This is a genomic window from Sphingomonas bisphenolicum, assembly GCF_024349785.1.
Classification (GTDB): domain Bacteria; phylum Pseudomonadota; class Alphaproteobacteria; order Sphingomonadales; family Sphingomonadaceae; genus Sphingobium; species Sphingobium bisphenolicum.
This window is the reverse complement of record NZ_AP018817.1, coordinates 649,479-674,610: the sequence shown is the minus strand read 5'-3', so window position 1 is coordinate 674,610 and position 25,132 is coordinate 649,479. Positions and strand designations below refer to the sequence as shown.

Below are 25,132 nucleotides of genomic sequence, written 5' to 3'. Positions count from 1 at the left end.
GCGGACATCCCGTTTTCCTCCCTTTTTATGCCTAGGCGGACCTGAACCAGCCCGTTACCGAGGTGCGGGACGCGCCGGCAGAAGGTGCCACATAGCTTACGCTATGCAGTTGTGGAACGCGGAACAAATCTAGTGTGTTGAAAGCAGGAGTAGTGCAGGAGAGGCCACCATCGTCATGGTGAAATAGCAGCAGCCCGCCCCATTCGGCGCGCCATTGCTCGGTCAGACCTAGAACATAGGCGGCGTGCCTGTTCTTACCGGCGACATCATCATCATGCGCCGTCAGGAAATCTCCCCCGCAATAGCGAGTCGCCTGCCCGTCGGCAAAAGCAATCGCATCTTGGCCGGTAATGAAGCGGATCAAGTCTAGCGTCGCCGGGCTGGAAAGGAAGGCGACGAAACTATCCAACAAATGCGCCGATCGCACCCGCGCTTCAGCAGCGTCCGGCACGCGTATCGCGCTATAGCGGAACTGGAAGCCGTGGCGCGCCGCCTCCTGCACGGCATTATCAAGCGCCGTGTGTTGCGCTACATTCATCGCGGCCGCAGCCGTATGGTCGATCTCGAAGACCTTTTCACCTGAATTGAGGACGATTCGCCAATCCTCCTTGCGCGCCGCCAAATGGCCGATCAACGCGTAAGCGGCCGCATCCGTCAGGAACGGATCAATACGGACATGCCCATTACGCTGGTAATCGACGCGCAGCCTTTTCCGATCAATGCCTCCGGCGAGACCAAAAGGGCTTTGAGCGTGCATTACACGACCTCCAGCCTCAACGCCCCGTCGCCATCCTCGACCCGGACGGTCGATGCGTCGGGGATTTCGCCGCGCAGGATCAGGTCGGCCAGCGGATCCTGCAGATAGCGCTGGACCGCGCGCTTCAGGGGGCGTGCGCCATAGACCGGGTCATAGCCGACCCGGCCGAGCCAGGCACGCGCCTCGTCGGTCAGATCGAGCACGATCTTGCGATCCTTGAGCAGCTTGCCGATACGCGCCACCTGGATATCCACGATCGGGGCCATATGGGCCGCGCCCAGACGGTGGAACAGGATTACTTCGTCCAGCCGGTTCAGGAACTCCGGGCGGAAATGGGCGCGGACGATGTCCATTACCTGATCCTCGACCTTTTCCACCGGCTCGTCATCGGCCAGGCCGGTGAGATATTGGCTGCCCAGGTTCGACGTCAGCACGATGATCGTATTGGTGAAGTCCACCGTGCGTCCCTGTCCGTCGGTCAGGCGGCCATCGTCCAGCACCTGGAGCAGGATGTTGAACACATCGCCATGCGCCTTCTCCACCTCGTCGAACAGCACGACCTGATAGGGGCGGCGGCGGACGGCTTCGGTCAGGACGCCGCCTTCCTCATAGCCGACATAGCCCGGCGGCGCGCCGATCAGGCGGGCGACGCTGTGCTTCTCCATGAACTCGCTCATGTCGATGCGCACCATGGCGCTGTCGTCATCGAACAGAAATCCTGCCAGCGCCTTGGTCAGTTCGGTCTTGCCAACGCCGGTTGGCCCCAGGAAGAGGAAGGAACCGAGCGGCCGGTTGGGATCTTGCAGACCCGCGCGTGACCGGCGCACGGCGGTCGATACCGCCTTGACCGCATCGGCCTGGCCGATCACCCGCTTGCCCAGCGTTTCTTCCATCGCCAGCAGCTTTTCGCGCTCGCCGGTCATCATCCGCTCGACCGGGATGCCCGTCCAGCGCGCGACGACCCCAGCAATATCCTCCGCCGTCACTTCCTCCCGCAGCATCGCCCCTTCCGAGGCGGTTGCCGCTTCGGCGAGGCGCTTTTCCAGCGCGGGGATGGTGCCGTAGGACAGTTCGCTCATCTTCGCGAGGTCGCCCGCGCGCTGGGCCTGTTCCAGTTCGAGCCGGGCGGCGTCGAGTTGCTCCTTGACCTTCGCTTCGCCGGCGATCTTGTCCTTTTCCGACTGCCAGCGCTGGGTGAGCGAGGCGGATTGCTCCTCCAGATTGGCGAGATCCTCTTCCAGCGTGTCGAGCCGGTCGGCCGATGCCTTGTCGGTCTCCTTCCTCAACGCCTCCCGCTCGATCTTGAGCTGGATGATGCGGCGGTCGAGATTTTCGATCTCCTCCGGCTTGGATTCCACCTCCATGCGCAGGCGCGAGGCGGCCTCGTCCATCAGGTCGATCGCCTTGTCGGGCAGGAAGCGGTCGGTGATATAGCGGTTGGAGAGCGTCGCCGCGCTGACCAGCGCGCCGTCGGTGATCCGTACGCCGTGATGAAGTTCGTATTTCTCCTTGAGGCCGCGCAGGATCGAGATCGTGTCCTCGACCGTGGGTTCGCCGACGAAGACGGGCTGGAAGCGCCGCTGGAGCGCGGGGTCTTTTTCGACATATTTGCGATATTCGTCCAGCGTGGTCGCGCCGATGCAATGGAGTTCGCCGCGCGCCAGAGCGGGCTTGAGCAGATTGCCCGCGTCCATTGCGCCTTCGCTTTTACCCGCGCCGATCAGCGTGTGCATCTCGTCGATGAAGAGGACGATCTGGCCATCGGCGCCCTTTACCTCGTCCAATACGCCCTTCAGCCGTTCCTCGAACTCGCCGCGATATTTGGCGCCCGCGATCAGCGATCCCATGTCGAGCGCCATCAGGGTGCGGTCCTTGAGCGTATCGGGCACGTCGCCATTGGCGATGCGCAGCGCGAGACCTTCGGCGATCGCGGTCTTGCCGACGCCGGGGTCGCCGATCAGGACCGGGTTGTTCTTGGTCCGGCGGGCGAGGATCTGGATGGTGCGACGGATTTCCTCGTCGCGGCCGATGACCGGGTCGAGTTTGCCCGCGCGCGCCGCTTCGGTGAGGTCGCGGGCGAATTTCTTGAGCGCATCGTAGCGATCCTCCGCACCCGCCGTGTCGGCGGTGCGGCCACCGCGCAAGGCATTGATCGCGGCGTTCAGAGCTTCGGGCTTTACGCCTGCGGCGGCGAGCGCCTTGCCCGCCGTCGTGGTGGTGGCGAGGGTGAGCGCGAGCAGCAGGCGCTCGACGGTGACGTAGCTGTCGCCCGCCTTCGCCGCGACCTGCTCGGCGCTGTCGAGGACGCGCACGGCGTCATTGTCCAGGCCGGGGGTCTGTTGCGCGCCGCTGCCCGATACGACCGGCACCTTGGCCAGCGCCGCGTCGACGTCGCGCAGCGCAACTTGCGCCGAGCCGCCCGCCGCCTTGATGAGGCCGGACGCCATGCCCTCGCTGTCCTCCAGCAGAGCCTTCAGCAGATGTTCCGGGCCGATCCGCTGATGGCTCATGCGGATCGCGACGGTTTGCGCCGACTGGAGGAAACCTTTAGCGCGGTCAGTGAATTTTTCGATGTTCATGTACGTCCACCCAATATGACGGGATTGATGTAGTGTTGCTTAAAAAGCACACAAGGGGTGGCGCATGATTATCCTAATGCGCCGCTTTCTTCGCATTGGGCGCGAAGGTGTCGCCGAAGAAATCCGCCTGATACCAAAGGGGCGCGGCATCGCTGTCGGCCAGCGCGCGGGTGATGCGGTAATTGGCTTCCGCAAAACGAGCGCCTGCGTTCCAGTCTATCTTCTGGTTCATATCGTCGCCCGGATGATGATAGGCGCCGCCCAGGAAATCGCCCCACGCCTTTTCGCCGCCATTGGCGAAGCCGGTGGCGAGGAAGACGGCGGGCACGCCCTGCTTCACGAACATATAATGATCCGACCGCACGAAGATGCCTTCCTGCGGCATCGGGTCGGGCGAAAGTTTGATGGTCATCGGTGCGACTGCGTTCGCCACGATCGGCCCGAGGGTGGAATGGTTGGCGCCGAAAGCGATGACGTCGGTGAAGGGATAGAGCAGCAACGGCATGTCGAGATCGACATTGCCGACGATCTGCCTGACAGGCACCGCCGGATGGCGGGCGAAATAATCCGCGCCGAGCAGACCCTTTTCTTCGCCGGTGGAGGCGAGGAAGATGATCGAGCGGCGCGGCTTTTCGGGTGACAGGGCCATGGCGCGGGCAACCTCCAGCAGGGTCGCGATACCCGCCGCATTGTCGAGCGCGCCGTTGTTGATGCGATCGGTATCTGGCTTGTCGTCGGGCTTCGCCTCGCTGATCCCGATATGGTCGAGATGGGCGGACAGAACGACATATTCACGCTGCAGCACCGGGTCGCTGCCCGGCAGGATGCCGACGACATTGGGACTGGCGACACGCTTGCCCACGCTTTCCACCTGGATGCGGGCGCTGCCCTTGAGCGCGAAGCCTCTGGGCTTGCCGCCCGGCTTGTCGGCTTGTTTGCGGATGGCGGCGATCGACTGGGGCGCGCCGGCGAACAGCGCTGCGACCACCGGCTCGTTCACGGATGCGGCGGCGCGGATGCCGGGCGCATCGACATGCGCCTGGCCGTCGGTATCGACCCAGGTGAAATCGGGTTCGTTGGCGAACGTCAGCATCCGCGCCCAGGGCCGCGCTTTCATCGATTGCAGCGTGGCGACCGAGAGCATGCCGACCGCGCCGTGCGCCTCCGCCACCTTCGCCTTGGTCGCGGAGAGATGCGCACCCTCCTCGCTCGGCAGCCCCTTGGGATAGCCGCGCAGGGTGACGACGATCTTGCCCTTCACGTCGAGACCGGCATAGTCGTTGAGGCCCATGCGGGCATTTTCGATGCCATAGCCGACGAAGACCAGCGGCGCGGACAGATCGACTTTGGGTTCGTCGGGGTTCAGGCCGACGATGACGTCGGTGCCGTGAGTCCAGCTTTTGTCACCGGCGGGCCCGGTCAGTGTCAGGACGGCGGGAATGTTCGTCCGTTCGGTCTGCTGGAAGGCGATGCGCTGGAGCCAGCCGCCTGCATCCCCGGCGGGCTTGAGGCCGAGGCCGTCAAACTGGCTGGCGACGTAGCGCGCCGCGATCTCATGCCCTTCGCTGCCAGTATCACGCCCTTGGAGCAGGTCGTCAGCGAGAAATTCGACATGGGCGCGCATGGCGGCGGCGGTGAAGACCGGATCGGCGGCGCTCCGGGCCGGGAGAGCGGCGGGCAACAGCAGCGCCGTCATGGCGGCAAGGGCGAAGGGGGTTTTCATGGAGATATCTGTCCACTGGATGGCGGGATGGGCGGAGGATTGCCGCCCTGCCCCCGCCCTGTCCAGCAATAAGCGTATTGCACGTCTAAAACGGCCCGCTATGCTGCAGCCTTATGTGCAGCGGCCGTGTTCTGTCGCTGCAAAGTCCCCCTTTTCATGAGGTTCTCATGGCCCTTTCCCCGATGTCGCGCCGCCTGTCCCTGATGATGGGCCTGTCCGTCCTGGCGCTGTCGCCGATGGCGCAGGCTGCCAAACCCGTTGCGGCGGCGGCTCCCGCCCCGGTCGCCAGCCTCGTGTCGCAGGTCGATATTCCCTATGAGGAATTTACGCTGAAGAACGGGCTGCGCGTCATCGTCCACACCGACCGCAAGGCCCCGGTGGTGGCGGTGTCGGTCTGGTATCATGTCGGATCGCGGTTCGAACCGGCCGGCAAGACCGGCTTCGCCCATCTGTTCGAGCATCTGATGTTCTATGGGTCGGAAAATGCCGATGGTCCCTTCTTCGGACGACTGGAGGATATCGGCGCGACCGACTGGAACGGGACGACCTGGTTCGATCGCACCAATTATTTCGAGACGGTGCCGACCGGCGCGCTGGACCGGGCGCTGTTCCTGGAATCCGACCGGATGGGCCATCTGCTGGGCGCGGTGACGCAGACCAAGCTGGATACCCAGCGCGGTGTCGTCCAGAATGAAAAGCGGATGGGCGAGAATGAGCCCTATGGCCTGGTCGAATATGCCCAGCTCGATGCGATGCTGCCCGCGGGCCACCCCTATCGCCACTCCACCATCGGGTCGATGGCGGACCTGAACGCCGCGAGCCTGGCCGACGTGCAGAGCTGGTTCAAGACCCATTATGGCCCGAACAACGCCGTGCTGGTGCTGGCCGGGGATATCGATGCCGCCACGGCCAAGGCGAAGGTGGAGAAGTGGTTCGGCAATATCGCCGCCGGCCCCGCGCCCAAGGATGTGGACGCGACCGTGCCGACACTCGACAAGGATGTCGAGAAGGTGATGCACGACAATGTCGCGGCGACGCGCCTCTATCGCAACTGGATCGTGCCTGGGGTCAATTCCGACGAATTGCAGCAACTGGACCTGGCGATGACGGTGTTCGGCGGGCTGAAATCCTCCCGCCTCGACAATGCGCTGGTGCGTGACGAGAAGGTCGCGGTGGGCGTGAAGGCCAGCATCCAGCCTTTCGAGAAGCTGTCGATCGCGGAGATCACGGTCGACGTGAAGCCCGGCGCGGACCCGGTCGCGGTGGGCAAAAGGCTCGACCAGCTGCTGGCCGACTATCTGGACAAGGGACCGAGCGCGGACGAGGTGCTGCGCGCGGCGACGGGCCAGGCGGCGGGGACGATTTCGGGGCTGGAGAAGGTCGGCGGCTTTAGCGGCAAGGCGGTGACGCTGGCCGAGGGGGCGGTCTATTCCAACGATCCGGCCAAATATAAGAAGGATCTGGCCGTCTATGCCGCCGCGACGCCGCAGAGCGTGAGCGCCGCCGCGCGCAAATGGCTGGGAAGGCCGGTGTTGCGCCTGACCGTCGCGCCGGGCGAGCGGTCGGCCGCTGACAATGCGCTGGCGGGCAATGCGACCCACAAGCCCGCCTTCTTCCGCAATCCCGACGCCGCCCCGCCCAAAGCCGCGACGGGAGCAGGAACTTTGGCGGCCCCGACGAAGATCGCCGAACCGCCGATCGAGCCGGTCAAGGATCTGGACTTTCCCGATATCGAACATGCGACGTTGAAGAACGGCATCAAGGTCGCGCTGGCGCGACGCACTACGGTGCCGACGGTGCGCGTGTCGGTGGCGTTCGATGCCGGCAATGCGGCCGATGACAAGGCGAAGCTGGGCACGGCGGGGCTGACCACCGCGCTGCTGGACGAAGGGACCAGGACGCGGTCGTCGATCCAGATCGCCGAGGAGCAGGAGCGGCTGGGCGCGTCGATCAGCGCGGCCAACAGCATGGACCGGACCACGGTGGGCCTGTTCGCGCTCAAGCCCAATCTGGACGCGTCGCTGGACCTGCTGGCCGATGTGATCCGCAATCCCGCCTTCGCCCCGGCGGAGGTGGAGCGGCTGCGCAGCCAGATGCTGACCAAGATCGCGTCGGAGAAGACCGAGCCGATGGCGATCGCCCAGCGGATGTTGCCGCCGCTGCTCTATGGGCAGGCCCATCCCTATGGCATTCCCTTCACCGGGTCCGGCACGGAGACGGGCGTCAAGGCGGTGACGCGGGCGGACCTGACCGGATTCCACGATGCCTGGCTGCGGCCCGACAATGCGACCATCTTCGTCGCGGGCGATACGACGCTGGCCGAACTGATGCCGCTGCTGGAAAAGCGCTTCGGCGACTGGAAAGCCCCCGGCGTGGCGAAGGGCGTCAAGACGTTCCGCATGGACCGGATGATGCGCCCGTCGCGGATCGTGCTGGTCGACAAGCCGCAAAGCCCGCAGTCGATGATCCTGGCCGGGCTGCTGACCAACAAGAGCGGGACCGACAATCCCGTGACGTTGCAGACCGCCAATGAGGTGCTGGGCGGATCATCCTCCTCGCGCCTGATCATGGACCTGCGCGAAACCAAGGGCTGGGCCTATTATGCCGGGTCCGCGCTACCCGGCGTCAAGGAAACGATCCCTCTGCTGGTCTACGCCCCGGTGCAGACCGACAAGACCGGCGAGTCGATCGTCGCCGCGCGCAAGGACATCAGCGATTTCCTGACCGCCAAGGGCACGACCGAGACGGAGCGCAACCAGACGATCAACAGCCAGATCCTGTCGCTGCCCGGCAGTTTCGAAACGTCCTCCGACCTTTTGAGCGCGATGATGCGCAACGACCTGATCGGGCGGCCGGACGATTATTACGAGACGCTGCCCAAAACCTATCGCGCCATGACCGCCGCCGATTTCGACAAGGCCGCGCGCGAGGCCATCAACCCCGACCGGCTGATCTGGGTCGTGGTCGGCGACGCCAAGCTGGTGCGACCGCAGCTTGACGCGGTGGGGCTGCCGGTGGAAATGGGCACATTGGCTGATTGACGCCAACGTAAAGGAGAATCGAGATGGCTGCAGTGGATGGCGCTTATGATTGCGTGGCCAAAACGCCGATGGGCGACCAGAAGGGGGTCTTCACCGTCATCAGCAGCGGCGACCGCTTCAACGGCACCTTTGCCGGGATGATGGGGTCGCTGGATGTGGTCGACGGCAAGGTCGATGGCGCGAAGCTGACATGGAAGATGGAAATGACCATGCCCATGCCGATGACGCTCGAATGCGAGGCCGACGTGGCGGGCGATGCCATCACCGGCACGATGCAGCTCGGCGCATTCGGCGCGTCGGCCTTCAACGGGACGCGCCGGGCTTAGGCATCGTCCGCCGTCGGCAGCGGGTTCCCGCTAAAGCGCGGCGTGTAGTTCAGACGACAGAACCGGGCTGCCGCCTGCGCGGGAGCCCGGTTCTGGCTTTAATAATCGCGGCGCGACCTTCCTATCCGCGACAGCGAGCGAGACAGCAATACGCCGTTGACAATTTCCATTAGTTAGCTATCTAATGGAAATGCCCCTGTCAGAACCCAAGCGCGCACTGGCGCACAAGATGGCTCCGGTCGCCCGCGCCTGGCGGCAACTGGCCGACACGGCCCTGGCGGAATTCGGCGTATCCAACAGCGCCGGATGGTGCCTGATCCATATCGATCGGCTGGGTGGCGAGGTAGGGCAAAGCGCGCTGGCCGAGTCGCTGGATATCAGCCAGCCATCGCTGGTCCGCACGCTGGACCAGTTGCAGACCGGCGGACTGGTGACGCGGGCGCAACATCCCGACGACAAGAGATCCAATATTGTCGGGCTGGCTCCGGCGGGGCGGGATCTGGTCGGCAGGATCGAAGCGAAGCTCGACGCCCTGCGGGCCGAGTTGCTGAAGGACGTGCCCGAAGAGGCGATCGAGGTCGCAGTATGGCTGCTGGACCTGCTGAGCCTGCGCATCGCCGAACGGAAGAGCGCGGCGTGAGCATCCGGCCATGAGCGGCAAGATCTTCGGCGAACGCTTCGGCGTACCGGTCGCGCTCTTTTCCCTCAAATGCCTGGTTGCGGCCATGCTGGCGCTCTACCTCGCGTTCAGCATCGGGCTGGAGCGGCCCTATTGGGCATTCCTGACCAGCTATATCGTCGCCCAGCCGATGGCCGGTGCGGTGATTTCCAAGGCGGTTTTTCGCGCCATCGGCACATTGGTCGGCGCGATGTTCGCCGTCGCCATCGTTCCGCCGCTCGTCAATGCGCCCGAATTGCTGGTGCTGGCCATGGCATCATGGCTGGCGCTGTGCGTATTCGTGTCGCTGATGGACCGCACGCCGCGATCCTATATGTTCGTGCTGGCGGGCTATACCGCCTGCCTGATCGTCTTCCCTGACGTCGATACGCCGCAGACCATCTTCACCGTGGCGTCGTTGCGCGTCCAGGAGATTTTGATCGGCATCGCCTGCGGCAGCCTGGTCCATAGCGTGGTGCTGCCCGGATCGATCAGCAGCGTGCTGCTGGCGCGGGTGGAAGCGATGCTGCGCGACGCGGAACGCTGGACCCGCGACGCGATCGCGACGGAACCGGTAGCGGGGCTGGATGCCGAGCGCCGCCGGCTGGCGCAGGACGTCACCGAATTGCACCAGATGTCGGTCCACCTGCCCTTCGACATCAGCCGCCTGGCGCCGCGGGTGCGGACGGTTCGCGCGTTGCAGGACCAGTTGTCATTGTTGCTGCCGCTGGGCGCGGCGGCGGAGGACCGGCTGGCGCAGCTAAAGGCCGCCAATGGCGGAACCGTGCCGCCGCAGGTCGAGAGGCTGATCGCCGATGTCCGCGACTGGCTGGATTCGCCGGCGGTCGACAATGACAGCCGGGCGCGGCTGGCCCAGGCGCTGATCGACCGCTGCGCCGGACTTGAGCCCGCGGCGACGCCTGACATGGGCTGGGCCGACATGATGCGCCTGAGCCTCTACGCCCGGCTGGCCACGCTGATCGCGGCGCATCGCGACTGCCGCGACCTGCACGACCAGATGGCGACGCACAGTCGCGCCGCAGTGACGCCGCGCATCGCGCAACTGCTGGAGGGCCGGCGCAACCGCGAACTGCACCGCGACTATGCCAGCGCAGCGCGCGGCGCGTTCAGCGCCTTCGTCACGGTGGCGCTGGGCTGCGCGATCTGGATATTGAGCGGCTGGAAGGATGGCGGCACCGCGGTGATGCTGGCGGGCGTGTTCCTGGCGCTGTTCGCAGCGGTCGACAATCCGCTGGCCCCGCTCAGGGGCTTCATGGTCGGCACGGTCGCGGCGTCGGCGCTGGGCGCGCTGTACGGCTATGCGATCATGCCGCGGCTGGACGGCTTCCTGATGCTGGCGCTGGCCTATGCGCCCGCTTTGCTGCTGCTGGGCGCGATGATGGCGTCGCCGCGCTGGGCGGGGATTGCGCTGCCTACCCTGCTGGGGTTGGGCAGTCCTGTGCTGCTGTCGAGCAGCTATGTCAGCGCCTTTGGCAGCTATATCAACGGCGCGGTGGCGCAGATCGTCGGCATCTGGTTCGCGATCCTGATGGCCGGGCTGTTGCAGTCGGCCGGGGTCGAACGCGCGATCCGCCGCACGCTGCGCGCCGGCTGGACCGACATCGCCAATCGCGCGACATTGATGAGCCCGCCCGACGTGCGCGGCTGGATCAACCGGATGCTCGACCGCATCGCCCTGCTCGCCCCGCGGCTGGCGGCGACCCGTGCCGACAGCGGCAAGCCGCTCTACGACGCCCTGCGCGACCTGCGTACAGGCGTCGCGATCGGCGAACTGCGCCAGTTGCGACTGGACCTGCCCCCGGAAGAAGGCGCTCCGCTGACCGCGGTGCTGGGCGGGGTGAGCCGCCATTATCGCGGGCTGGACCCGGACAAGCCGGTGCCCGCCGACCCCGCACTGCTCCACGATATCGACGGCGCCATCGACGCGCTGAGCGCCCATCCCCGCCTGCCGGTGCGCCGCGAGGGCGTGCTGGGGCTGGTGAGCCTGCGCCGCAACCTCTTCCCCGACGCCCATGCCTATCGGAGAGCCATCGCATGACCGGCGAAATTGCCCTAGGGGGCATCTTCATCCCCACCCTGTTGCTGCTGGCGCTGGTCGCGCTGGTGCTGAGCTGGGCGCTGACCCGGCTGATCGCCGCCTTCGGCCTCTATCGCTTCCTGGCCTATCGCGCGGCGGTGGACCTCAGCCTTTTCATCCTCCTGCTCGGCGGCCTCGCCTTGCTCGTCCCCACCTTTGGAATCCGTCTATGAACCGCCTGTCCGATTCGCCGTTTTGGAAGGGGCTGGTCCGCAGCGCCGCCACCATCCTGCTCGTCATCGCCGCGGCGCTTGTCGCGATCTGGATGTGGAATCATTATGAGCGCAGCCCCTGGACCCGCGACGGGCGGGTGCGCGCCGATGTGGTGCGGGTGACGCCCGACATCAGCGGGCTGGTGACGTCGGTCGCGGTGCATGACAACCAGCAGGTGAAGGCCGGCGACCTGCTGTTCGTGATCGACACGCCGCGTTACGCACTGGCGCTGGATCAGGCCCGGTCGCAGATCGCCAGTGCGCAGGCGACGCTGGCGCAGGCGCGGCGCGAGGCGCGGCGCGACCTGGCGCTGGGCGACCTGGTGGCGGCGGAGACGCATGAGCAGAATGTCGCGCGGGTCGAGACGGCACAGGCCGCGCTGACCGAGGCGATGAGCGCGCGCGAGGGCGCGGCGCTGAACCTGCAACGGACGCGGGTGCTGGCGTCGGTCAATGGCGTGGTCACGAACCTGGACCTGCATCCGGGCGACTATGTCGGCGCGGGGAGCCAGGCGCTGGCCCTGATCGACAGCGATTCGATGCGGGTCGAGGGCTATTTCGAGGAAACCAAGCTGGGGCTGATCTGCATCGGCGCGCCGGTGACGGTGCGACTGATGGGCGAGGCGCAGGATCTGCACGGCCGGGTCGAGAGCATCGCCTTCGGCATCGACGACGACAGCCGGAGCAACAGCGGCAACCTCCTCCCCTCCGTCGAGCCGACCTTCAGTTGGGTGCGGCTGGCCCAGCGCATTCCGGTGCGGGTGAAGCTGGACAAGGCGCCGGCGGGGTTGCGGCTGATTTCGGGCCGGACCGCAACGGTGACGGTGCAGCCCGCGGCGCCTGAGAAAAATGGGGACAAGGATGGCAAGGCGGGGGTTTGCCGTCATGGCTAAGGCTAACCGGGCCAAAAGACGGCCTGTTCCCGCCTGCGCGGGACCGCATAAGGGTTTGGGGGGCGCGCTGTTGGTGTTGGCCCTGTCCGCCTGTGCGACCGCCGGGCCGGATTATCGCCCGCCGGCCCGGTCCGCCGCCACCACGCCGGCCGCGACCGGGGCGTTTCATTCGGCGCAGGGCGGGCAATATAGCCAGGCCGACCTGCCCGACCATTGGTGGCGTCTCTATGCCGATCCACAACTCGATACGCTGATCGCGCAGGCGCTGGCCGCCAATACCGACCTGCGCCAGGCCGACGCCAATCTGGCCCAGGCACAGGCGGTATTGCGGGAGGCGGAGGCCGGGCGCACCGTCACGACCAGCGTCAGCGGCAGCGGCCTGTCGCTGTCGCGGCCATCCAGCACCGGCTACAGCCTGCCGGGCGTGGTCGGCTATGATCTGGGCCTGTCCGCCAGCTATCCGCTGGACCTCAACGGCCGGATCAAGCGCGCGATCGAGGCGAGCGGCGCGGATGTCGAGGCGAGCGCGGCGGCGCGCGACTATGTGCGGGTCAGCGTCGCGGCGGCGACCGCGCGGGCCTATGCGCAGATATGCGCGGCCAATTACAGCCTGGGCGTAAACCGGCGGGTGGTGGCGTTGCAGCGCGATACGCTGAACGCGACGCGGCGGCTGGCGAAGGGCGGGCGCGGCACCGCCTTTGACGTCAGCCGGGCGCAGGCTGCGGTGGACAGCAGCGCGGCGGCGCTGCCGGCGTTCGAGGCGCAGCGGCAGAATGGGCTTTACCTGCTGGCGACCCTGCTGGGGCGACCGCCCGCCGATTATCCACGCGATGTCGAGAGTTGCGCCGCGCTACCGTCCTTGCGCATGGCCCTGCCCGTCGGGGACGGCGCGGCGCTGATCCGGCGGCGACCCGACATCCGCCAGGCCGAGCGCGCCATCGCGGCGGATACCGCGCGGCTGGGGGTGGCGACCGCCGACCTCTATCCGCAGATCAGCATTGGCGGGTCGGTCGGCCTGTCGGGGCCGCTCAAGGATCTGGGTTCGGGCACGGGATTCGGCTTCAGCCTGGGGCCGCTCATCAGCTGGAGCTTCCCCAACCGGCCGGTGGTGCGGGCGAGCATCGCGCAGGCCGATGCCGCGGTACAGGGCGATCTGGCCGGGTTCGACGGTACGGTGCTGGAGGCGCTACGCCAGACCGAGACGGCGCTGGAAAGCTATCGCCGCGATGCCGAGCGGGCGGCGGCGCTGGACCGGGCGCGGGACAGCGCGGCGCTGTCCGCAAGCCAGGCGGGCAAGCTGTTCCGATTCGGACGGGGCGATTTCCTGTCGCTGCTGGACGCGCAACGCAGCCTGGCCAGTGCGGAGGTCACCGCGGCGGCAGCGCGGACGCAACTGGTGCAGGACCAGATTGCGATCTTCCTGGCGCTGGGCGGCGGCTGGGAGTGAAGCCGGTCGCTGGATCGGCCTATTGAAAGCATCGAGTTTGAAGTAAACCCGTTCGCCCTGAGCCTGTCGAAGCCTGTCCTGAGCGACAGCCGCAGGCAGGCAGTCGCAGGGGGCTATTCTTTCTTTCGACGTCGCAAAAGCAAGAACAGGGCAAAAGGAAGAACAGGCTTCGACAGGCTCAGCCCGAACGGGAGAGAGGTAACGGCGAGATTTTAGCTGCCGTTCGGGCCGCCGCCGGTGTTGCTGCCGCCACCACCGCCGCCCATGCCGCCGGCGCCGACCGCGCCGATATTGCCGAAAATCTCGTCGAACAGGCTGCGGTTGCGGCCCAGCGTCGGGGTCTTGTCGCCCATGGGCGAGATGTGGGCGACCTGGTCCAGACCCATGCGATCGACTGCCGCGACATTGCCTGCGGGGTCGAAGCGGACGCGCAGCACGGTCTGTTCCACCGGCTTGGGATTGGAAAAGGCGAGCGCGCGCATTTCGCGCGAGACATAATACCAGTCCTGCTCGCCGAACTGCGACACGAAGCTGGGGCGACCTAGCGTCCCTTCCACCGAGGCGCGGTTATCGATGCCGGGCTGGACCGAATCGACCAGCAGCTTGTCGATCGAATAGCCCTGATGCGTGCGGATGCGGGTGCAGCCCGATGCGCCCAGCACCAGCGCGCTGAGGCCGATCGCGAGCAGGATACGCCCGCGTGGCGAATGACGGCTGAACTGACGCATGAACTTCTCCTGCGGGGGGCCGTCCCGCGAACCCAAGAAACTGATGTCGCCATTGCATTGGGCGACGCAGCGATCAATATGGAAATGCGCAAGCCCCGGCAAGGGGCGCAAAACATCGGACGGCGCGTCGCCGTCCGATCCGTCACGAAAAGCTGTTGCCCGATGTCCGCTTCCCCCTCCTTCCTCCAGCGCCTCTTTGGCCGCACCGATCCCAAAGAGGGGCTGCGCCCGCTCTATAACGCCGTGATCCGGGAGGGACGGCAGCCGCACTGGTATGTCGAGGGCGCGGTGCCCGACACGCTGGACGGGCGATTCGACATGATCGTCGCGATTTTGGCGCAGGTGCTGATCCGGCTGGAGCAGCAGAATGGCGCGCAGGAGAGCGTGTGGCTGACAGAATTGTTCGTCGACGACATGGACGGGCAGTTGCGGCAGGAAGGCATTGGCGACGTCGTCGTCGGCAAACATGTCGGCCGGATGATGAGCGCGCTGGGCGGGCGGATCAGCGCCTATCGCGCGGCGCTGGCGGGCGAGGCCGATCTGGCGGACGCGCTACGGCGCAACCTCTATCGCGGCGCGGATGTGGAGGACGCCGCGATCGCCCATGTCGAGGGCGCGCTGCGGGCGCGCTGGACACGGCTGGGCTGCGTATCGCGCGACGCTCTGCTGACGGGAGATATCGGATGAGCATCAATCCTTCCCCCAATCTGGCCCCCGAATTTTCGCGGACCCACAAGGTCGACCAGATCGCGCGGCTGGCGGGCAAGCTGCATATCGCGGCGAAGCAGCCGGAGCGCGACGCGCTGGCGCAGCGATTCGGCCTAGCGGCGCTCGATCGGCTGGAGGCCGATTATGGCGTGGCGAACGAGGATGGCGCGATCGTCGCGCGCGGCCGGGTGCGCGCAGAACTGGCCCAGCCCTGCGTCGCGACGGGCGTGCCGGTGCCCGAAACGATCGACAGCGATTTCATACTGCGCTTCGTGGTCGAGAGCGAAGATGTTCAAGCGGCCGACGAACTGGAGCTGGACGCGGAGGATTGCGACACGATCGGCTATGACGGCCATGTCATCGACATGGGCGAAGCGGTGGCCGAGACGATGGCGCTGGCGATGACGCCCTTTCCCCGCGCGCCCGACGCGGACGCCTATCTGAAGGAGGCAGGCGTGCTGAGCGAGGAACAGGCCAGCCCGTTCGCGGCGCTGCTGGCGCTCAAGGGCAAGGAATAGGATTTCCCCATGTCCGCCATTCTGGTCGCACTCATGCTGGCGAGCGCCGCGGGTGGGGCACAGGCGCGGCCCATGATCGGTGAGGATGTGGCTCGGGTCCAGTGGGACATGGCGGAGAATCGGGCGCAATGCGCGCCGCTGGCGCTGCTGTCCGACGGCGGCGCCAAGGGCAAGGCGCGCGCAGCCGATTTCAGCGGCGGCTGGGCGGTCGCGTTCGACCTGCCGGGGAAACGGAGCGCCTATGGCTTTGCCGGGCCCGGCATCATCCCCATGGATGCCGAGCCGGATGCGGCGCAGCGGGCGCGGCTGAACAGGCAATGGCCGTACAGGCGCACATTGGCCGCCCTGCCCGGCCCCGCCTTCGCCGGCTATGGGCTGATCGGCGCGGAACCGTATCCGGCGGCCAATCCGGAGGGCAAGGGCTCGCAGTCGCTTGCATATCTGCGGATCGACGGGCAGCGCTGCACCTATAATGTGTGGAGCCGGATCAGCCGCGCCCATCTGGAGACGCTGCTCGACAATCTGCGCCTCCAGGATTGACGCAGCCGACTCTGTTTCCCTTTCGTTCCTGATTATGGCATAGGCGGCGCATGGACGCCTCGCCGCCGCTGCTGCGCAAGATCATCCATGTCGACATGGACGCCTTTTATGCGTCGGTTGAGCAGCGCGACGATCTTTCGTTGCGAGGATTGCCGATCGCAGTGGGCGGCGGCGGGCCGCGCGGAGTAGTGGCGACATGCAGTTATGAGGCGCGCACATTCGGCGTGCGATCCGCCATGCCGGGCGCGCGGGCGCGGCGGCTTTGCCCCAACCTCATCTTCGTGAAGCCGCGGTTCGAGGTGTATCGCGCGGTGTCGGGACAGGTGCGGGAGATTTTCAGCCGCTTCACGGATATCGTCCAGCCGTTGTCGCTGGACGAAGCCTATCTCGACGTGACCGTGAACAAGCCGGGCATCGCGTCGGCGACCCAGGTGGCGGAAGAGATCAGGCGGATGATCCGGGAAGAGACGGGGCTGACCGCGTCGGCCGGCGTGTCCTACAACAAGCTGATCGCCAAGCTGGCGTCGGACCAGAACAAGCCCGACGGCGTGTGCGTGGTGCGGCCGAACGAGGGGCCGGCCTTCATCGCGGCGATGCCGGTGCGGCGCATCCATGGCGTGGGGCCGGTGACGGCGAAGCGGATGCAGGCGCTGGGGATCGAGACGGGCGCGGATTTACGCGCGCGCGACATGCGCTTCCTGCAGGCGCATTTCGGCAGTGCGGCGGACTATTATTATCGCGCGGCGCGGGGCGAGGACGATCGGCCGGTGCGCGAGCGCGAGGGGCGCAAGTCGGTGAGCGTGGAGGACACGTTTTTCGACGATCTGGTCGAGGAAGCGGCGCTGGTGGCGGAGATCGAGCGGATCGCGGCGAGCCTTTGGACCCGGATCGAGAAAGCGCAGGCCTGGGGCCGGACCGTGGTGTTGAAGGTGAAGTTCGCCGATTTCCGGATCATCACCCGGTCGCGGAGTTTCTCGACGCCGGTGCGGTCGCCCGACAAATTGGCGCAGGCCGGGCGGGAACTGCTGGTCGCGCAGCTGCCGCTGCGCATGGGGGCGCGGCTGCTGGGACTGGGCGTGCATAATCTGGAGGGGGAGGAAGAGAACGCGGCGCAGGGCGGGCAACTGGCGCTGGGATTGTAGACGCGCGCCGTGCCCACCTTGCTGCGACTGACGCGCTACGCGCAGGCGGAAAGGGTGTTAAGTCTGCTTTAGAAAGGCAACCAGGTCCGCTTTTCGCTGAACTTCATATAGCCCGCGTTGACGCCCAGGCGATAGCCGACGCCCAGCCGGATGGGGATCAGCACGACATTGCCCCAGCGCAGATAGGAAGCGGTGAAGCCGCCGACCAGATAGGCGGTGCCCTCCGCCGCGGGGAAGCGGTGGTAGAGTTCCTGGGTGTCGTAGAGATTATAGACGAGGACGAAGGTGTTGGCCGCATTGCCGCCAACGTCGAATCCGATCGACGGGCCGGTCCAATAGACTTCGCGCTTGCCCTCCACCTTGTGGTTGAGGGTGCCAGAGCCGTAGCGCAGGCCGACGACGAAGGCGCCCGACGCTTCGCGCCCGGAAATATAGGCGTTGGGGCGGCCCTGATCCTTCAGCACTTTTTCGATGAGGCCAGCGAGGCCTTCGGCGCCCTTGCCGAACACGCCTTCCGCCGCGCCGATCAAGTCGTCTTCCTGATAGGATTCGGCGGGCGAGAGGGCGGCGGGCGGCGAGTTGGTCGTGACCGGCGCCCCGGTGGCGGTGTTGCCGGCGGCGCTGCCCGCCTGCGGCTCATAGGGAGCGACGCCGGGGGTGACGCTCGCGTCGACGCCGGGATCGGTGGGGGTGGTGTTGGCCGGCGGCGGCGGCGCGAGGTCGGAATCGATCGCCGTATTGGGATCGATCGTCTTCACCTGTGCGGAGGCGGCGAGCGGCGTCAGCGCCATGCCCGCCAGCGCCGCGACCAGCGCCGTGGCGCGCGCGATGCGGCCGCCCCTCTGCCCTTTGATGCCGATCATGCCCGTTACTCCCCGAAAAGCCCGCTTCCTAGTCATCATAGGGCATTGCGACCAGCAAGCTGAAACGACAATGAACGAACGGCGACCCGAGTCGATTCCGCGCCGGAACGAAAGACGAAAGGCTGCGAAAATTCCGCAATCAGCCCGTTGCCATGCTGCAAAGCCCTCGCTATAGCCCCTGCCAGCCATTGCTCTCCTGTCTGGGTGGGCAAATTTCGTGCGGAGACGTGGGTGAGTGGCTGAAACCAGCGGTTTGCTAAACCGTCGTGGCCTTAAGGGGCCACCGAGGGTTCGAATCCCTCCGTCTCCGCCATTTTTCGTTGATTTTGCTAGATAATTTCCGCTTCGGCGGAGCTATGCCCATTTTTATGCCCACTTTTGGTTTGGCTTTGGGCGATCACTGACGGACGTAGACGCTGATCTGGCTTTCGCTCGCTCGAAATTTTAATTCTGCATTGCCAATCCAGAATCTTCTCATATTGACTTCAGCCAGGAGCTTTTGCCTGGAGGGAACGCATGTCGGACGGCGGAGAAAGCAATTCAGTTTGCTTCGACGAAAGTTGGGTTCCTGCATCTAAAGCCCTCAAGCTCGTCGAGCGCCAGCTTGGTGGTTCTGTCCAAGCCAAAGATATTCTGGCGGACCAATTGCGAGATGGGCATGTCAGGTCCGCTGCTCGACGAGGCTGGATCTCCGATGAACATACTATCGTTGCTGCATGGAAGGGCCAGCCTGCTTTAGATGACGAAACTTTAGAACATGATGTCGAACTTCCGGCGCTCACATGGCGGTCAAGCAAAAGGTGGGCGAGCGACCAAATGGAATGGCGATGGCCGGTCGACAAATTCTCCATCACTGAAACTTTGAAGCCTCGCTGGATTCATCTTTACGAGGGCGTTCATTTTTTTCTGAATGATGTCATGGCGCTGATCGCGTCCAACGATGATGATTCCCAAATTGCCAGCCGCCGGGGCGCGAAACGGGATGAGTTAAAATGGCGAAGCTTTTGGCATGCGGTGATTGATCTGGAGCGTGAAGATAGGTTGAATCGAGACATATTTTCGAGTCAGGCTGAGCTGTCATTAGAAATTAGAGAAAACATGGGTTTTGCTTTTGGCGAACGGGCTATTCGTACCGATGTTCGCATGATCTGGGACAAATATGTGAAAGACCAACGTCAGCGTTCGAGTGGTTGATCGGATCACCTTCAAAGCCTGAACTGGCAGTGCCAATAACCCCTGCCGTTCACGCGGTGTCCTCCTACTGAAACCATCATATTGGTCTGTGCTTACTGAATTAGTGCCAATTCGTGCCAGAATGGGGTCGTTCTAGGGTCAGCCGAATTCGCTGCGTGTCGCGCACTACGTCCCTCGTCCGCAGGCCATTCCGGCCATGCGGGATGGAGGAAAGTATGGAACTGCTACTCAACAACAAAGATGCCCGATCTGCCCTTGGCGGGATTGGCAATACGAGTTTTTTTGCTCTTATAAATCAGGGCAAGCTGAAGCGCGTCAAGATTGGCCGGCGCACATTCGTCACGGTCGAAAGTGTGCGCGAGGTTGCGCAAGGTGCTGCTGATCCTGCTGCGCGGAAGAGCTAATCCTTGACCGGCGGCTAGGCTCTCCTAGCCACCCGTTCCGGCGCGCAACCCGCGCTATTCCTTCACCTTCAATATGCGCCGCTCCGATCCCTCGCCGGGTTCAGGAGATGCATTTTTGCGCCCTACGAATGGGTGCGGAGCGGCGGACAGGAGCATCTCATGTCTCGAAAATTTGGAAGAATGCGTCGCAGCCTGATGGATGCGCTCGCCGATTATACCCGAGAGTATCAGCACCGGATTGACAATCCAAAAGACCCCCGCTTTCGCGCCCCACAGGAGAAGGCAAACGGATACGCCGATAGGATGATCAACCGCGTCGGGAGGCAAGCAATTCGTCGCCCGGTCGAACTGCAATCCTTCATCACAGATGCCAGCGGAAGAGGCTGGTCGCCGGGGCCTGAGCTTCAAGCAATGGCCTTCGCTTGGTTAGCGACAGCCTTCTTCGGAATGCTGGGCGAGATCACCAAGACGCTGCGCATTTCGCGGAAGTTGGGCAGTGATTTCGCGCGATCTCGGGCACGCGTTTCACGGCATCGCGGGCAGCCATTTCGCGCCCTCGGGCAGGCTGGCCAACGGGTGTTATTGAGTCAGGGCTGAAGGCTTTGGTCAAGCAATTTCATGGTGCTCATCTTTTTTCGCATGCTGTCGCCGCTCAGGGTTAGGCGGTGAGCGTTGTGGACCAGGCGGTCGAGGATCGCATCTGCCAGGGTGGGATCGCCGATAACCTCGAACCATTGATCCACCGGAAGCTGACTGGTGACGATGGTGGAGCCCCGACCTTGTCGATCGTCGAGGATTTCCAGCAGATCGCGTCGCTCTGTTGCCGTCAGGACTGAGAGCCCCCAATCATCAAGGATGAGCAGTTCCGTACGTTCGATGGCTTTGAGAACGCGGGCATGTCGTCCGTCGCCTTTGGCTATGGCCAACATCTGGAACAGGCGGGGCACGCGATGATAGACAACCCGGCGACCATCACGGCAAGCTTTGTTGCCCAGTGCGCAGGCGATCCAGCTTTTGCCCAACCCTGTTGGCCCTGTGATCAGCAAATTTTCGTGCCGGTTGATCCAGCTGCCATCGATCAGATGCGCCATCACCGCGACATCAATGCCGCGAGGGCTGCGCATGTCGATATCTTCAACACAGGCCGCGTGGCGCAGGGCGGCAAAACGTAACCGCGTAGCCAGCTTCTTGGCGTCACGCTCTGCAGCTTCGCGATCGACGAGCAATCCCAGCCTTTCTTCAAAGCTGAGGCTTTCAAACGTCGCGCCAACGCGCCGCTGTTCATGAAGTGCCTTTGCCATACCGGAAAGCCCGATAGCCTCCAGACGGTCGCAAGTGGGATGGGACAGCAACAGTAATCTCCTCTGTCAGTGGTAATAGTTCTGGCCGCGGATGTTGCGGTGTTGCAGCGGCAGCTCTTCGGGGTCTGGTTCCAGGAAAGCCTGATCAAGACCGGTCTTCAGGATCGAGCGGATGGATGCGACCGATCGGGCCTTGATGGCGACGGCCCGGCGGCATGCGGCATCGATCCGCCGGGGCTCGAAGCTTTTGGCCAACGACAGCACGCCCAGGCAGGTTCGGAAGCCTTGTTCGGGGTGCGGCCTGTCCTGCATTACGATATCGCAAAACGCAGCCACGGAGGGCCCCAGCTTTGCGGCGCTGTTCAGAATGCGCGTCGCGGACCATTCGGCATAGCGGCGGTGCGCCGACGGCATATGCTCGGCCGCCGTGACATGACTACGCCGTCCGGGATCGCGCAGATGGCTAGCGACGCGTTTGCCACGATGGAAGATTTCTACCGTGGCATGAGTAACCCGCGCGTCCACGTCCTGCCGGATCAAGTTGAACGGCACAGAATACCAGCAGCGATCTACCTCGATGTGATAATCGGGGGCGACACGGGCCCGTTTCCAGCGCGCAAAGACATAGGGATCGGCGGGCAGCGGCTGCAAGTTCGGACGATCCAATGTGGCGAACAAATCAGCGCGACTGGCGCCATAGTCACGCATGACGCGCATGTTCAATTCGTCGAGCAATGGCCGGATGGCAGTGTTCAGCTCGGCTAGTGAGAAGAACCTGCGATTGCGCAACCTTGCCAGGATCCAGCGCTGGGCGACTTGCACGGCTACCTCGACTTTGGCCTTGTCTTTTGGCTTTCGCACGCGCGCCGGCAGGATTGCTGTGCCGTAGTACCCGGCCATTTCAGCATAGGTCCGGTTCAAGCCGGGATCATAGCGGTCCGGCTTAATCACAGCCGATTTCAGGTTGTCGGGTACGACCACCTTCGGCACACCGCCCAGATAGGCAAACATCCCCACATGGGCCGCAATCCAATCCTCCAGCCCTTCGCTGGCAACAGCCAAGGCGTAGGTATAGCTTGAGGCCCCCATCGCTGCGACGAACAGCTTGGCCGCTTTCACCTCACCGGTTGCCGGGTCAACGATCTCGATCGTGTCGCCGGAGAAGTCGACAAACACCTTTTCGCCGCCCACATGCGTTTGCCGCATGCTCGGCCGTACACGGCCTTTCCACGCGTCAAAGTGGGTGCAAAACCATGTGTAGCCAAATCCGTGGGGGTGCTGTGCCCGGTATTCCTGCCACAGCAACATGCGCGTGACCCCGCGCTTGCGCAGTTCCTGATCAATTACGGCCCAATCCGGAACTGGCCGGTCTGGATCGGCCACGTCTGAAGCGTTCGGGAATAGCAGCAGCTCAAGGCTGTCATCATCCAGCCCCTCCGGCAGGGGCCAGCCCAGTCCAGCATCCCGGGCGCGCCGCAGGTACGTGCCCACACTCCCTTTCCCAAGCCCAAGCGAGGACGCAATCGCCCGCTCACTCAGCCCTTGGGCAAACTTCAATCGCAAAACGTCGCGAATACGGCGCATGGTCAAACGTCCTGTCGGCATTCCAATCCTCCTGTGTTTCAGGAGGCGGAGTAACTGCAGTTCGTTGGTCATGCCTGCCCGCGATCGCGCGAAATCAGTGCCCGCGATCGTGTGAAATAGGTGCCCGGCTTCCCGTGAAATCGCTGCCCGCGATCAGATGAAATCAGTGCCCGCGATCACGCGAAACGCGCAAGACGCGTCGCAACCAGATCAGGCACATCGCGCACAAGCTCCAATATGCCTACGACGCCGGTGTGCCCAGTCGCTTCGTGGGTGGCTTTCTCCATCAGATCGGCGGGAGCCAGGAGGTCCAGCGACGCCGTGCTCTCGAGAAGGGACCGCGCGCGTCAGTGCCGGTTGCCAGACCTAAGCCGAAGCTGAGCGATAAGGCACTGGCCGCACGCCGCAGGAAAGTGCGTCGGAACATATCGGTTGCCGCGCGTCGTAAACGGTCACCGGGTGCCCGGATCGGCAAACGCGGCCTGTAAATCAGCATGTGCGCGTCCATGCTCATAGCATCGATGCGTCTATGCCCGCCTGCTTATCCAAGCTGGGTGAGCACTATGCACTACCATACCCCCACTAATATACCCCTATTACCTACCTTATGATGGGTGTTGGTGGGGTAGATCGAGGAATCTGCCTCATGGGAAAATACGCACCACAGCATGGACCTATCCATGCTGATACCCCTCCGTGTGAATCTGAAACTGCCAAGAAGGAATCATCGCCCGAGCGTAAGCGCAAATTGCCGCGCGCCATCATTTATCCCCGGCCTCCACGCGCTCGGGAGGAACGCGAGCAGCGGGAATCGATGCTACGGCAATATAGCCTAGAGGCTGGTCTGCGGTGGGATGACCTTACTCCTGCCGAGCGGGAGAAGAAGATCCAATTCGGCACATGCGCCCGTGCTCGCAATCCCGGGAGGGCGGAGCACCTCTGTTCCATCAGCAGCAGGATATTGGAGGAGCGGATAGCAGGATACCGGCATGGGTTATCCCCGCATGATGCTCGGCAACTGGATACCCAGCTGGGTTTGAGGACCGGCGATTTACGTGGCTGTGACCTGGATGCGCGGGCGAACCTGATGTTTGCTCTGGCGACGGTGATGCGCCGGTTCTTTCGACGCAACCGGCACCTCAACTTCTACTTCCTGACCTTCATCCACGATGGCTGGCACCGCCTGAGCAATGAACCGGTCTTGCCACTTAAAGATATCTGCACCCGGATGCGCAACGTGATGCACGGCAAGGGCTTGCAATGGATAGCGATCATTGAGGTCGATGCGCTGAAGAACGTGCCTCGGACGGGCAAAGACCGTTGGCTGCTACCCCATGTCCATATGATTGCCTGGACCGAGAAGGATTGGAGGCCATCGGACCTGGCTGCTCGTCTGGCGGCATCAGAGCGGTTGACCTGCGATATGGGGGCAATGACCGTGGCTGGGCGACGGATACAGCACCGGCATACCCTCAGCCACCTCTGCTACTACCTTCTGAAGCCGCCGTACCAGTGCAAGTCCCGCAGCTTCGACGCCAACAGAGGCCGGTACTGCCTCTACCATGTCCTCAAACATGTTCCACCGCATCTGTCGGTAGCCATGTGCCGGATGCTGTCGTCGGTGCAGATCAAGCAGTTGATGATGATCAGCGGTGCTGAGGCGAAGGCAGTCCGGCGGCAAGTGATGGCGCAGATGAAGCAAATTCCAGCCGGATAACGACCGTTATGCCCAACCCAAACGAAGGCAGCCCAGCGCGCGCACACGGAAGCTCTCGCTGAGTGCCGCCTACAAGCTTTGATCCAAATAGCCGACAAAGGATTTTCCTATGACCGACGCATTCGAATCAGTTCAACCCTTAGGTTGTTACACGCCGACGGGTCTATTTGTCTCCACGGACTCCGAACATACGCCTTACTGGGTGGTGAATCGACCGCATGGAAAGTTCGCTGTTCAGCTACGTCAGGGACAACATCGACCGCCTTTTTCGTACGTTGACCTGCAGCACGAGGCCTACCCGATCTATGGTCGTCATGCTGGCACCGCATCGCTACAGTTGGGCGCCGAAATGCCTAAGGGCGTTTTGCCCTTCCGGAGGCGTCCTGCGATTATCTGCCATCAGGGATGGAGGCTGAAAATCAAGCTCGTAGAACCGGGCGGCTACGTCAATTGGAAGACTCTTGGGATCGTACGCACCGAAGAATATGCTATCCACATGGTATTTTACGAGGACTGGACGCTGAACTTCGACTACGGCGGCGGTTGGACATCAAAATTAGACGTCTCCGGACCCCAGCGCTTATTCGAATACGAAAAGGTCATGCCAGGTCCGGCCCGTCTTCCAACGGTTCTTTCGTTGGTTGATTGACTTGCATCCCGGGTGACCGAATCGGTCACCCGGAATTTCTCCTTCCGGTA

General features: G+C 64.0%; 23 protein-coding genes and 1 tRNA gene. 17 read left to right on the top strand and 7 right to left on the bottom strand.

The features are described 5' to 3' along the window. Positions 1 to 31 precede the first annotated feature (31 nt). The 3 genes from SBA_RS03225 to SBA_RS03215 all read right to left on the bottom strand — a co-directional run bounded on the left by SBA_RS03225 (position 32) and on the right by SBA_RS03215 (position 5,059). Positions 32 to 757 carry a 2OG-Fe(II) oxygenase gene (locus SBA_RS03225; protein ID WP_261935876.1) on the bottom strand — a complete coding sequence of 242 codons (726 nt, stop codon included), beginning with the start codon at positions 755 to 757 and terminating at the stop codon, positions 32 to 34. Next, complete coding sequence (gene clpB, locus SBA_RS03220) at positions 757 to 3,336, bottom strand: ATP-dependent chaperone ClpB (protein WP_261935875.1); 2,580 nt, start codon at positions 3,334 to 3,336, stop codon at positions 757 to 759. The genes SBA_RS03225 and clpB overlap by 1 nt, the downstream gene beginning before the upstream one ends. A 73-nt stretch (positions 3,337 to 3,409) precedes the next feature. After that, on the bottom strand, positions 3,410 to 5,059 hold the full coding sequence (locus SBA_RS03215) for a M28 family metallopeptidase (protein ID WP_261935874.1): 1,650 nt from the start codon (positions 5,057 to 5,059) through the stop codon (positions 3,410 to 3,412). A 167-nt stretch (positions 5,060 to 5,226) separates the two neighbouring features. On the opposite strand from SBA_RS03215, the gene SBA_RS03210 reads away from it, so the two are divergent. From SBA_RS03210 to SBA_RS03180, 7 genes are all read left to right on the top strand, one after another. Then, positions 5,227 to 8,100, top strand: coding sequence for a M16 family metallopeptidase (locus SBA_RS03210; protein WP_261935873.1), 2,874 nt, complete (start codon positions 5,227 to 5,229; stop codon positions 8,098 to 8,100). 23 nt (positions 8,101 to 8,123) lie between these two features. After that, a complete protein-coding gene (locus SBA_RS03205) occupies positions 8,124 to 8,426 on the top strand; it encodes a hypothetical protein (RefSeq protein ID WP_224546570.1) in 303 nt (100 codons plus the stop codon). A gap of 190 nt (positions 8,427 to 8,616) precedes the next feature. Then, positions 8,617 to 9,066: a MarR family winged helix-turn-helix transcriptional regulator gene (locus SBA_RS03200; protein ID WP_224546571.1), complete on the top strand. Its 450-nt coding sequence runs from the start codon at positions 8,617 to 8,619 to the stop codon at positions 9,064 to 9,066. Positions 9,067 to 9,076: 10 nt separating this feature from the next. Beyond that, the gene (locus SBA_RS03195; RefSeq protein WP_261935872.1) at positions 9,077 to 11,143 is read left to right on the top strand and encodes an FUSC family protein; all 2,067 of its coding nucleotides are present in this window, start codon (positions 9,077 to 9,079) and stop codon (positions 11,141 to 11,143) included. After that, positions 11,140 to 11,355: a DUF1656 domain-containing protein gene (locus SBA_RS03190; protein ID WP_261935871.1), complete on the top strand. Its 216-nt coding sequence runs from the start codon at positions 11,140 to 11,142 to the stop codon at positions 11,353 to 11,355. The genes SBA_RS03195 and SBA_RS03190 overlap by 4 nt, the downstream gene beginning before the upstream one ends. Then, positions 11,352 to 12,287 carry an efflux RND transporter periplasmic adaptor subunit gene (locus tag SBA_RS03185; protein WP_224546575.1) on the top strand — a complete coding sequence of 312 codons (936 nt, stop codon included), beginning with the start codon at positions 11,352 to 11,354 and terminating at the stop codon, positions 12,285 to 12,287. The genes SBA_RS03190 and SBA_RS03185 overlap by 4 nt, the downstream gene beginning before the upstream one ends. A 70-nt stretch (positions 12,288 to 12,357) precedes the next feature. Continuing rightward, positions 12,358 to 13,734 (top strand): efflux transporter outer membrane subunit, encoded by a 1,377-nt coding sequence (locus SBA_RS03180; RefSeq protein WP_261935870.1) that lies wholly within the window; start codon positions 12,358 to 12,360, stop codon positions 13,732 to 13,734. Positions 13,735 to 13,946: 212 nt separating this feature from the next. Here the strand turns inward: SBA_RS03180 and SBA_RS03175 are convergent, their stop codons facing one another. Next, the gene (locus tag SBA_RS03175; protein WP_224546576.1) at positions 13,947 to 14,462 is read right to left on the bottom strand and encodes an outer membrane protein assembly factor BamE; all 516 of its coding nucleotides are present in this window, start codon (positions 14,460 to 14,462) and stop codon (positions 13,947 to 13,949) included. Between the two features lie 162 nt (positions 14,463 to 14,624). On the opposite strand from SBA_RS03175, the gene SBA_RS03170 reads away from it, so the two are divergent. Genes SBA_RS03170 through dinB form a run of 4 tightly spaced genes read left to right on the top strand, consistent with a single transcriptional unit; the run spans position 14,625 to position 17,370 of the window. Then, positions 14,625 to 15,149, top strand: coding sequence for a ubiquinol-cytochrome C chaperone family protein (locus SBA_RS03170; RefSeq protein WP_261935869.1), 525 nt, complete (start codon positions 14,625 to 14,627; stop codon positions 15,147 to 15,149). Then, the gene (locus SBA_RS03165; RefSeq protein ID WP_261935868.1) at positions 15,146 to 15,688 is read left to right on the top strand and encodes a DUF177 domain-containing protein; all 543 of its coding nucleotides are present in this window, start codon (positions 15,146 to 15,148) and stop codon (positions 15,686 to 15,688) included. The genes SBA_RS03170 and SBA_RS03165 overlap by 4 nt, the downstream gene beginning before the upstream one ends. Positions 15,689 to 15,697: 9 nt before the next feature. Continuing rightward, a complete protein-coding gene (locus tag SBA_RS03160; protein WP_261935867.1) occupies positions 15,698 to 16,228 on the top strand; it encodes a hypothetical protein in 531 nt (176 codons plus the stop codon). A gap of 50 nt (positions 16,229 to 16,278) precedes the next feature. Beyond that, positions 16,279 to 17,370: a DNA polymerase IV gene (gene dinB / locus SBA_RS03155; RefSeq protein WP_261935866.1), complete on the top strand. Its 1,092-nt coding sequence runs from the start codon at positions 16,279 to 16,281 to the stop codon at positions 17,368 to 17,370. Between the two features lie 68 nt (positions 17,371 to 17,438). Here dinB and SBA_RS03150 read toward each other — a convergent pair whose 3' ends face one another. Beyond that, the gene (locus SBA_RS03150) at positions 17,439 to 18,233 is read right to left on the bottom strand and encodes a DUF1134 domain-containing protein (protein ID WP_261935865.1); all 795 of its coding nucleotides are present in this window, start codon (positions 18,231 to 18,233) and stop codon (positions 17,439 to 17,441) included. A 221-nt stretch (positions 18,234 to 18,454) separates the two neighbouring features. Between SBA_RS03150 and SBA_RS03145 the strand changes: the two genes are divergently transcribed. The 4 genes from SBA_RS03145 to SBA_RS03130 all read left to right on the top strand — a co-directional run bounded on the left by SBA_RS03145 (position 18,455) and on the right by SBA_RS03130 (position 20,428). After that, positions 18,455 to 18,546 (top strand) — tRNA-Ser (locus tag SBA_RS03145). 203 nt (positions 18,547 to 18,749) lie between these two features. Further along, entirely contained in the window at positions 18,750 to 19,427 is a 678-nt protein-coding gene (locus SBA_RS03140) for a hypothetical protein (RefSeq protein WP_261935864.1), read from the top strand. A gap of 215 nt (positions 19,428 to 19,642) precedes the next feature. After that, complete coding sequence (locus SBA_RS03135; RefSeq protein WP_261935863.1) at positions 19,643 to 19,831, top strand: excisionase; 189 nt, start codon at positions 19,643 to 19,645, stop codon at positions 19,829 to 19,831. Positions 19,832 to 19,990: 159 nt separating this feature from the next. Beyond that, positions 19,991 to 20,428 carry a hypothetical protein gene (locus SBA_RS03130; protein ID WP_261935862.1) on the top strand — a complete coding sequence of 146 codons (438 nt, stop codon included), beginning with the start codon at positions 19,991 to 19,993 and terminating at the stop codon, positions 20,426 to 20,428. On the opposite strand, the gene istB is transcribed toward SBA_RS03130, so the two are convergent. Further along, the gene (gene istB, locus SBA_RS03125) at positions 20,419 to 21,183 is read right to left on the bottom strand and encodes an IS21-like element helper ATPase IstB (RefSeq protein WP_006956108.1); all 765 of its coding nucleotides are present in this window, start codon (positions 21,181 to 21,183) and stop codon (positions 20,419 to 20,421) included. The two genes, SBA_RS03130 and istB, sit on opposite strands and share 10 nt — an antisense overlap. 15 nt (positions 21,184 to 21,198) lie before the next feature. Continuing rightward, positions 21,199 to 22,737: an IS21 family transposase gene (gene istA / locus SBA_RS03120; RefSeq protein ID WP_007200412.1), complete on the bottom strand. Its 1,539-nt coding sequence runs from the start codon at positions 22,735 to 22,737 to the stop codon at positions 21,199 to 21,201. A gap of 625 nt (positions 22,738 to 23,362) precedes the next feature. Here istA and SBA_RS03115 point away from each other — a divergent pair. Both SBA_RS03115 and SBA_RS03110 read left to right on the top strand, forming a co-directional pair. Next, positions 23,363 to 24,433: a hypothetical protein gene (locus SBA_RS03115; RefSeq protein ID WP_261935861.1), complete on the top strand. Its 1,071-nt coding sequence runs from the start codon at positions 23,363 to 23,365 to the stop codon at positions 24,431 to 24,433. A 109-nt stretch (positions 24,434 to 24,542) separates the two neighbouring features. Continuing rightward, complete coding sequence (locus SBA_RS03110; protein ID WP_261935860.1) at positions 24,543 to 25,082, top strand: hypothetical protein; 540 nt, start codon at positions 24,543 to 24,545, stop codon at positions 25,080 to 25,082. Positions 25,083 to 25,132 lie beyond the last annotated feature (50 nt).

Excerpts from the sequence above, each read along its gene's own strand:
- SBA_RS03150 (WP_261935865.1), bottom strand. The coding sequence starts at position 18,233 with ATGATCGGCATCAAAGGGCAGAGGGGCGGCCGCATCGCGCGCGCCACG.
- SBA_RS03200 (WP_224546571.1), top strand. The coding sequence starts at position 8,617 with ATGCCCCTGTCAGAACCCAAGCGCGCACTGGCGCACAAGATGGCTCCG.
- istA (WP_007200412.1), bottom strand. The coding sequence starts at position 22,737 with ATGCCGACAGGACGTTTGACCATGCGCCGTATTCGCGACGTTTTGCGA.
- SBA_RS03190 (WP_261935871.1), top strand. The coding sequence starts at position 11,140 with ATGACCGGCGAAATTGCCCTAGGGGGCATCTTCATCCCCACCCTGTTG.
- SBA_RS03165 (WP_261935868.1), top strand. The coding sequence starts at position 15,146 with ATGAGCATCAATCCTTCCCCCAATCTGGCCCCCGAATTTTCGCGGACC.
- SBA_RS03215 (WP_261935874.1), bottom strand. The coding sequence starts at position 5,059 with ATGAAAACCCCCTTCGCCCTTGCCGCCATGACGGCGCTGCTGTTGCCC.
- SBA_RS03205 (WP_224546570.1), top strand. The coding sequence starts at position 8,124 with ATGGCTGCAGTGGATGGCGCTTATGATTGCGTGGCCAAAACGCCGATG.
- SBA_RS03195 (WP_261935872.1), top strand. The coding sequence starts at position 9,077 with ATGAGCGGCAAGATCTTCGGCGAACGCTTCGGCGTACCGGTCGCGCTC.
- SBA_RS03140 (WP_261935864.1), top strand. The coding sequence starts at position 18,750 with ATGTCGGACGGCGGAGAAAGCAATTCAGTTTGCTTCGACGAAAGTTGG.
- dinB (WP_261935866.1), top strand. The coding sequence starts at position 16,279 with ATGGACGCCTCGCCGCCGCTGCTGCGCAAGATCATCCATGTCGACATG.
- clpB (WP_261935875.1), bottom strand. The coding sequence starts at position 3,336 with ATGAACATCGAAAAATTCACTGACCGCGCTAAAGGTTTCCTCCAGTCG.
- SBA_RS03115 (WP_261935861.1), top strand. The coding sequence starts at position 23,363 with ATGGGAAAATACGCACCACAGCATGGACCTATCCATGCTGATACCCCT.
- SBA_RS03185 (WP_224546575.1), top strand. The coding sequence starts at position 11,352 with ATGAACCGCCTGTCCGATTCGCCGTTTTGGAAGGGGCTGGTCCGCAGC.
- SBA_RS03225 (WP_261935876.1), bottom strand. The coding sequence starts at position 757 with ATGCACGCTCAAAGCCCTTTTGGTCTCGCCGGAGGCATTGATCGGAAA.
- SBA_RS03130 (WP_261935862.1), top strand. The coding sequence starts at position 19,991 with ATGTCTCGAAAATTTGGAAGAATGCGTCGCAGCCTGATGGATGCGCTC.
- SBA_RS03110 (WP_261935860.1), top strand. The coding sequence starts at position 24,543 with ATGACCGACGCATTCGAATCAGTTCAACCCTTAGGTTGTTACACGCCG.
- SBA_RS03160 (WP_261935867.1), top strand. The coding sequence starts at position 15,698 with ATGTCCGCCATTCTGGTCGCACTCATGCTGGCGAGCGCCGCGGGTGGG.
- SBA_RS03210 (WP_261935873.1), top strand. The coding sequence starts at position 5,227 with ATGGCCCTTTCCCCGATGTCGCGCCGCCTGTCCCTGATGATGGGCCTG.
- SBA_RS03175 (WP_224546576.1), bottom strand. The coding sequence starts at position 14,462 with ATGCGTCAGTTCAGCCGTCATTCGCCACGCGGGCGTATCCTGCTCGCG.
- SBA_RS03135 (WP_261935863.1), top strand. The coding sequence starts at position 19,643 with ATGGAACTGCTACTCAACAACAAAGATGCCCGATCTGCCCTTGGCGGG.
- SBA_RS03170 (WP_261935869.1), top strand. The coding sequence starts at position 14,625 with ATGTCCGCTTCCCCCTCCTTCCTCCAGCGCCTCTTTGGCCGCACCGAT.